This window comes from Arenibacter lacus (assembly GCF_008711145.1).
Taxonomy (GTDB): Bacteria; Bacteroidota; Bacteroidia; order Flavobacteriales; family Flavobacteriaceae; genus Arenibacter; species Arenibacter amylolyticus.
In genome coordinates this window covers 1-7,355 of record NZ_VVIN01000094.1, presented here as the reverse complement: position 1 = coordinate 7,355, position 7,355 = coordinate 1, and the positions used below count along the sequence as shown (strand labels likewise).

Annotated in this window: 4 protein-coding genes and 1 tRNA gene; 2 read left to right on the top strand and 3 right to left on the bottom strand. The window is 39.5% G+C overall.

What is annotated here, in order from left to right:
• Window positions 1-259: 259 nt before the first annotated feature.
• The 3 genes from F1E73_RS15930 to F1E73_RS15920 all read right to left on the bottom strand — a co-directional run bounded on the left by F1E73_RS15930 (window position 260) and on the right by F1E73_RS15920 (window position 5,258).
• A complete protein-coding gene (locus F1E73_RS15930; protein ID WP_150452499.1) occupies window positions 260-2,875 on the bottom strand; it encodes a sodium:solute symporter family transporter in 2,616 nt (871 codons plus the stop codon).
• Window positions 2,876-3,372: 497 nt separating this feature from the next.
• Complete coding sequence (locus tag F1E73_RS15925) at window positions 3,373-4,575, bottom strand: DegT/DnrJ/EryC1/StrS family aminotransferase (RefSeq protein WP_150452498.1); 1,203 nt, start codon at window positions 4,573-4,575, stop codon at window positions 3,373-3,375.
• Between the two features lie 41 nt (window positions 4,576-4,616).
• Window positions 4,617-5,258, bottom strand: coding sequence for an NAD(P)H-dependent oxidoreductase (locus F1E73_RS15920; RefSeq protein ID WP_394334923.1), 642 nt, complete (start codon window positions 5,256-5,258; stop codon window positions 4,617-4,619).
• 343 nt (window positions 5,259-5,601) lie between these two features.
• Here F1E73_RS15920 and F1E73_RS15915 point away from each other — a divergent pair.
• Both F1E73_RS15915 and F1E73_RS15910 read left to right on the top strand, forming a co-directional pair.
• Window positions 5,602-5,689, top strand: a tRNA-Ser gene (locus F1E73_RS15915).
• 238 nt (window positions 5,690-5,927) lie between these two features.
• On the top strand, window positions 5,928-7,151 hold the full coding sequence (locus F1E73_RS15910; RefSeq protein WP_150452497.1) for a site-specific integrase: 1,224 nt from the start codon (window positions 5,928-5,930) through the stop codon (window positions 7,149-7,151).
• Window positions 7,152-7,355: the final 204 nt, after the last annotated feature.

Below are 7,355 nucleotides of genomic sequence, written 5' to 3'. Positions count from 1 at the left end.
AAAATCAGCCTAGATTTTTTTGAATACTTTTTTCAGCGATGGAAAAAAGTATTGAAAGGCCTGTTGAAGGGTGGATTATTGTTGTTGAGCTTACCTGATAATTTTGACTACACACAACTTTTGAGCTTGATCCTATTTGTTTAATAAGAATCACTAGGGCACTTCAACCAAAGGAAACAAAAAAACCTGCTTTAATTCAATAGGAATAAAGCAGGCCTTTAAAAATTACCTAACCAACGGTATACACTCTAAATTTAATCTATTTCTCCTTGGGATTACTGTTTTTGAATATCAAACTAAACAGGTATCCAAAACCAAAACAGGAGGCCACCCCAATAAAGGAGTACATTAAAAAGTTAATGGAGGTGTATACGCTGATATACCATAATAATATACCACTCACCACTAATCCTAGCAGGGTCCCGGTGCTATTTGCACGTTTAGTAAGCATTCCCAAAAGGAACATTCCTCCCAAACCACCTGTAAACAAGCCTAAGAATCTATAAAACTGATCCCAGAGCGATTTAATATTGGAATTCGCCATCCAAAGGGCCAATAGCACCCCAAATACTCCAACAAAAACGGTGACGATACGAGCTACTTTAAGCATTCCCACATCGTTTAATCTAGGATTGTACCGTTTGTACAAGTCATTACAGAAAGCGGTGGAGACCGAATTTAAGCTACTACTGATACTAGACATGGCTGCAGAAAAGATTCCCGCAATAAGCAATCCAGAAACTCCTACGGGCAATTCCTTAACAATATACCAAGGGAACAGGGAGTCGTTATTGGAAATGGCCGGCGAAAGTCGGTCTGGCATTTCAGTATAAAAAATATAAAGCAACGTACCTATACCAAAGAAAATGATAGTAGCTGGTAGTGTTAACAAGGCGTTGGTATATAAAGTCTTTTGAGAATTTTTCACACTAGTACTAGTTAGATACCGCTGCACAATGGTCTGATCCGTACCTTGGGTTACCATAGCCGATGCCAAACCTCCTATAAACACCACCCAGAAGGTAGAGTCTGTGAAATTAAAATTGAAATTTATGATATTAAACTTTTCATTTTCCGAAGCGTAGGCCATCATTTCCGGAACTGGGGTCTCTGTATGCAAGAGAACCCAAACAATGGCAACAATACTACCTCCCATTAGCACAACTACCTGTAATACATCCGTCCAAATAACAGCCTCTATACCACCAAATGCCGTATAGAGTACGCAGAGGATCCCCATCATCAGAATACAGGTTTCCACAGAAATACCGGTTACAATGGAAATTGCCAGCGAGGGCAGTAATAATACAATACCGATCCGACCTAACTGGAAAAGGATAAAAGAGATACTCCCAATAGCTCTAGCCAAGTAATTAAAACGTTTTTCCAAGTACTCATAGGCCGTGGAAATATGCAGCTTGTTAAAGAAAGGAATAAACAAAAATGCAATTAAGGGGGTAATTGCTATAGCCGCAATATTCAACATAAAGAAGGACCAGTCCGTTATAAATGCCTTTGCTGGGATAGCCATAAAAGTAATGGCACTCAATAAGGTCCCAAACACACTAAGACCTGATGCCCACCATGGAATACGACCACCTCCAATAAAATAATCGTCCGTAGACTTTTGTTTTCTGGCAAAATAAACTCCAATCAAAAGTGAAACCAAAAGATACAAGGCTAATACCGTATAGTTTAGAAATCCAAAGGAATGAGTAGGTTCGTCCACGCTAAAGTTAAATACCTCTGGTGTTCTAATTCCTGGAGAGATTTCTCCGGAAACAATTACAAAGTCTTGATCTTTTTTTATTCCAAGGGTAGTAACCGGTAGCCCTTGGTCTAAGGTATCGTATACATACCACTGATCGGTTATGGTGTTAAACGCCAGGATTTCCTTGCTAAATCCAGGGTGATTGTTAAGAATAGAATCGCGCTTAGCTGTTAATTGCTTAACAATACTATCATTTTGGGCCTCGCTAATTTGCTTACCGAAGGTCTCCAACTGGGTAAAAAGCACTTCATCCGATCCGCCGTAGAGCATCACGTGCATGGACCCCATTGGTTCCGCAACCGCTCCCATGATTACTCTAGGCGTTCCATTGATGGTTAAATCCCCTTTATCTATCCATATCTTTTTATTGAGATCATAGGAAAGAAATTGAGTTATGGGAGTGGATATACTTCCTTTAGTTTGGTTTCTTCCTCCAATCAGAAAAATATTCCTGGAATGGGGAGTATCCTGAACCACCATCGCATGAAGGGCTCGGGGTTCTCCTGGGAAATCTTCCAGTTTTTCCCAAGCTTTTCTTTCGCTTAAATTTAAACGATAAAATGAGTTGCTACTTTTTTCGGAATTCATCCCCCCAGCCACATAGACATAGTCATCTTCCACTACGGCCGAGGTATAGGCCAAGGCTTCTGGAAGATCTGGGTAGCTAACAATATCGATATCTTTCTTGGACTGATTGTAAGAAAGTAAGATAACGCTCTTACTTACCGTGTCTTTGTTATCACCACCAATAATTAAAACCCCTTTATCCGTAGAAACGGATGCTCCATAGCCCAAGGGCATTGGCAAGGTTTGGGCAGACAGTCTCCAACTGTTGTTTTCTAATATATAAATAGAATTATGCCACACTTTGGCACCCCCTTCCCATGGTAACCCATTAGGGAAATTAGCACCGCCGGCAACGATAAGCACCCCGTTGTGCACACCACCCATCATTCCAGCAAATCCCATGGATTTGCCCCCTTGCTCTTGAGCTGGCAAGGAAGGTAGTTTGGACATTTTTATATTAGAGACATCTTGCCCTTGAAGCGCAGTGGTTAATAAAAATAACCAAACAAAATAGGAGAGAACTTTACGTATTTTCATTATACTACCGTTTATCAATACATTAAGGGCCACAAGATAACAAATCAAGTATTATGTATAACATATAGCCTTCTTTTTTATTACCAAAACCTCGAATTTAACATTATCAATCTGGACAGCCAAAAAAGAATCATACCTTAGATTAGCGGAAAGGAGTTACTGAGCGTACACATAGAAGCCTGACTTACAGCAGAGAAGACAAATACCCTTCATCTAAAAGCTATCCATGCTCCCCTTGCTTGGCGTATATAAAAATAATAGTGAAGTAGTGGCCATACACTACCCAGTCTTACTAGAAAACAAGCAACGCCTATCCAATATCCTTCTACATCGAATAACTAGGCATGAGAATCGCCAATAACCAATTAAACTTAGAGGGGATGTTTATTAGTCCCTAACCTATTGGAAATTGAAAAGAGGAGCTACATAGAAAAGCATCCTACACCAGGTTGAAACCCTCGGTATAGGACACTAAGTCCCATAAAAATGGCCCATATTTAATATTCAGTGAGGACTTTTTTAATGGCTGTTGCCATATTTTCAGCTCTTTCTCTCACCACTTCCTCTGTCCACCCCAGTTTTATAAGACAAGATATAGTACGCCCCACCCAATGATCCGATTGGGCAAAGTTGGTAGTGTTATAATCTAGCACCCCATCTTTAATATGGTCCGATACGGGGCTCAGGGATTTTAAATCTTTAAGATGCTCCCACTTCCTATGGTAGTGCCAATTATTATCATACCAATAAAAACAGGCATCCACTCCGTGTTCTGTTAAGGAGGTGAAGGCTTTGCGGGCCAACTCTTCCGTAGGCAAGAAAAAACTGAGGAAGGAATAATTTTCCACCCCATTTGTTGGCACCCTTCTAAACGTTATTTCTGGAATGGATTCTAGGGCCGTACGCAGGATGGTGTAATGTTTTTTCTGAATATCTAAAAATTGATCTAACCTAGCAATCTGTGCCAGACCTACTGCAGCATGCAATTCTGAAATTCGATAGTTATACCCAAGGAAGGGGTGACTCTCTGCTCCCCTATCGTTCCCGATATGATCATGACCGTGATCGGAAAACTGATGGGCTGTGGTATAAAACTCCTCATTATTGGTGATAAGGGCACCTCCTTCACCACAGGTAATGGTTTTTACATAGTCGAAAGAAAAACATCCCAGATCCCCATAACTTCCCAAAGGCTTCCCTTCATAACTACCCCCTATGGCCTGGCAGGCATCCTCTATCATTAGTAGGCCATGTTGGTCACAAACAGCCTTAAGAGAAGCTAAATTGGCCATGGAGCCACACATATGCACGGGCATCACCACCTTAGTTTTCTCTGTGATCGCTTGTTCTACTGCTTTAGGGTCTAAGGTAAGGGTATCATCCACATCCACTAAAATTGGAGTGGCCCCTACGGATAGGACAGCTTCAAAACTAGCCACAAAGGTAAAAGTAGGTAGTATCACTTCGTCCCCTGCCCCAACCTTGGCACAGGCCAAAGCTACAGTGAGCGCTGCGGTACCACTACTTACCAAATGAGCGTGATTCACCTGCATTCGATTCTCGAGCGCTTTCTCTAGCTCCTTGGCTTTCCAATGTCCGTTTCTCATTCCGTCAAAACCATAGCGCATAAGCACTCCTGATTCCAACACTTCATTCACCTGCGCTTTTTCTTGATCACCAAATAGTTCAAAACCTGGCATAAATCTATATTTTGTTTAGTTGAAATTAATTGTAATGGTAGTTAGGTAATATGCACTACACTATCCTTAAGGTTTTTGCGGACTTTTTTAAGGCTAGCAAACATATCATCATGGGCCCTATATCCAACGGGAAGTACCAGAACGGAGGTAAGCTTATCTTTTTCTAGCCCCAATAATTGGTCATAGGCAGAAGGATTAAAACCCTCCATAGGGCAAGAGTCTATTCCTTCCATGGCACAGACGGTTAATAAGGTCCCCAAGGCAAGATATGCTTGGTTGGTAGCCCATACCCGAACTTCTTGTCGCTCTTTTTTAGAAAAGTTATCTACCAAGGCCCCTTTAAACGGCTCTAAGATTTCATCTGCGGTATTGCGTATCTGTTTAACCCTATTAAAATAATTATGAATGAATTCCTTATCGATTTTCTTTTCGATACAAATGATAAATACGTGCGAAGCCTGCCCTACTTGTTCCTGACCGTAGCTGTGTTTTACCAGTTCCTGTTGCAGTTTTTTATTCTGTACCACTACCAGTTTAATGGGTTGCAAACCATAGGAGGAGGCGGTTAGATTAAAGGCCTGCTCTAAAATTTGTTGTTTTTCCTGGGTCAGCAACTGATCGGGGTCAAACTTTTTTACCGCATAACGCCATTGCAATTTCTTTATAACATCCAAATCACTCATTTTTATTTTCAAAACTTAATTAGGTGCAAGTACTATTGGGGCAATTACTTTTTCTTTTGCCCACCGCTGTTCTCCTAAGTTTTAGGGACATTTTTTTCCTTTCTCGTAAAAAAGTCAAAGTTAAGTTAATTATCCAATTCCACTAAGCATTGCCCAGCAAAAGTAGGGTGAGAATGGCATAAGATGATGATTACTAGCTGCTGACTAAACCGCAACCTAAGCTTAGGAATCCATTTTTAGGTTCTATAGAGTAGAAGATTATAGGATTTATCACTTTGAGTAAAAATAAAAAGCAAAAAACCTTTTATTAAGTTGAAAAGGTTTTTATATTTGCACCCGCTAAGGAGAAATGGCAGAGTGGTCGAATGCGGCGGTCTTGAAAACCGTTGAGGGTCACACCTCCGGGGGTTCGAATCCCTCTTTCTCCGCCAAAAGACCCACAAAGGGCACTCTAAAACCTGTAAGTCGTTGATTTACAGGTTTTTTCATTTTATTCAATATCATATAATACCATATAATATCAAATAAAAAGTGAGGACTTCGGTGGGCTTTTTGTGTTAGAAAATAATACGCACCGAATCAACTCATACACACTCAAAACCAAGGGGTTACACACTATAATCATCAATTAATTCTTTATCTTTAAAAAAAATTAAAGGTGATGTAATCATGCAAAATTCATTTTCAGTGCTATTTTACCCTAGATTTAACGACCTAGATAAAAAGGGTTATGCCCCCATTTATCTACGAATCACGGTAAACGGAAAGCGTTCCGAAATCAGTATTAAACGAAAGATATCATTTAAACAATGGAATACTGAAGCTTGTAAAGCCAAGGGTACAAGTATAGAGGCGCGTGAAATAAATAGGTATATGGATGCCGTTAGAAGCAATGTTTATAACATTCAAAGTCAGTTAATTGAGAAAGGGGAGATAGTCACAGCCAAGAGAATAAAACAAATTTATCAGGGTAAGGGAAAAAGCCAAAAAATGCTCCTACAAATTTTCTCTGATCATAATGACAAAGTCGAGAAATTGGTTGGCAAAGAATTTGCTCCAGGGACCCTTGAACGATACAAAACTGCAAAAAAGCATGTAGAAGATTATATTAAATTTGAATACCAACAAAGCGATATACCTGTAAGGGAGGTGGACCATAAGTTTATTAGCGGTTTGGAATTCTACCTTAAGACGGAGCGAAATTGTGCACATAATACCGCCATCAAATATATCACCAACTTCAAGAAAATCATCCGCATCGCTTTCGCCAACGATTGGATTACTAAAGACCCTTTTATAAACTGGAAAGGAAAATTAAAAACGGTGGAAAGAGAGTTTCTCAGCGAGGAGGAAATTCAAACGATGCTTGAAAAAGAATTGCCCATGGATCGACTAAATCACGTGAAGGATATATTTCTATTCTCTTGTTTCACCGGCTTAGCATATGCAGATGTAAAGAAGCTTTCCAAAGCTGATGTTGTCGTAGGGATTGACGGCGAGCAATGGATAAAAATAAAACGTTCCAAAACGGATACCCGCAGTAGCATCCCACTGCTCCCTACGGCTTTAGCTATTTTAGAAAAATATAAAGATCATCCTGATGTAACCAATAAGCAAAAATTACTTCCCGTCTTATCGAATCAAAAAATGAATGCCTATATCAAGGAAATTGCCGATTTATGTGGGATTTCCAAAAACCTCACCTTTCATTTGGCCAGACATACCTTTGCCACAACAGTGACGTTGTCCAACGGAGTCCCCATTGAATCCGTAAGCAAAATGCTGGGACACAAATCCTTAAGAACTACCCAGCATTATGCCAAAATATTGGATTTAAAAGTAAGTGAGGATATGAAACAATTAAGAAAACGTTTTAATTCAATTCAAAAATGATAGGTTAACTCATTCTCTTAATATCGACTTAATTATTTTCATCCTATCTTTTGGCAATGGAAGATTAACTTAATACTAGGTTGAGCCTAGTCCTTATATATGTAGTGTTACGTTAAAAATAGAATATAATAAAATTGCCTGAAATTTGAAGTACATATTTTGTGGGAATTTTATTAAGGAAGCATTATTTTTACACTTTCACTG